Raw genomic sequence first — 664 nt, 5'->3', positions numbered from 1 at the left:
TGGGCTCGGGGATCGGCTCAGATCGTTCAACTTTTGCATGGGGCGCTCCATCGGTTCACATTAGCAACGATAGATGCAATATCCTCGCCACCGCCCCATAGCATCTTCCTCGCGATAAAGCCGGTAGATCCGGTTGATCCCCGATGGCTCGCCCTCCCGCCGCAGCAGGACGAACAGCCGGCGGTAGCCGAAACGCCGCCGCTCGTTGGCAAGATCGCGCAACCGGCCGCGCAGAGCCGCGTCCGCAGGGCGGCCGGAGCGATAGCGGATCATCTTCCGATCCGCGCCCACGATCGAACAGGCCCGCCGTTCCGACAGGCTCATGACGGCCTGCAGATGCGCGACCGCAGCGCGCTTGGCGGCGGGCCCTACCATTTTTTTGAAAGGAGCTCGCGAAGGGCGGCCGCATCGAGCATCTGCTCGGCCAGAAGCTTCTTCAGCTTCGCGTTCTCCTCCTCCAGGGCCCTCAGCCGCTTCGCCTCGGAAACGTCCATGCCGCCGAATTTGGCCTTCCAATTGTAGATCGTCGCTTCGGAGACCCCGTGCTTGCGAGCTAGGGTCTGTACCTAAATAGCGCCACGTGATTCTCTTGCCTACGTGTTGATTCGGGGGCGAGAGAATGCGCGCTGGTTTGTTTTGGCTGAACGACAGGCAATGGGCGCGT

Annotated in this window: 1 pseudogene; it reads right to left on the bottom strand. The window is 62.3% G+C overall.

From position 1 onward, the window contains the following. Positions 1-105: 105 nt before the first annotated feature. Positions 106-551 (bottom strand): annotated as a pseudogene (locus QJT78_RS51905) (transposase); the annotation flags it as partial. Positions 552-664: the final 113 nt, after the last annotated feature.

The sequence above is a fragment of the Bradyrhizobium sp. Mp27 genome, from assembly GCF_029953005.1.
Lineage (GTDB): Bacteria > Pseudomonadota > Alphaproteobacteria > Rhizobiales > Xanthobacteraceae > Bradyrhizobium > Bradyrhizobium barranii.
The sequence above is the reverse complement of the archived record's forward strand: the minus strand, read 5'-3'. Positions and strand labels throughout refer to the sequence as shown.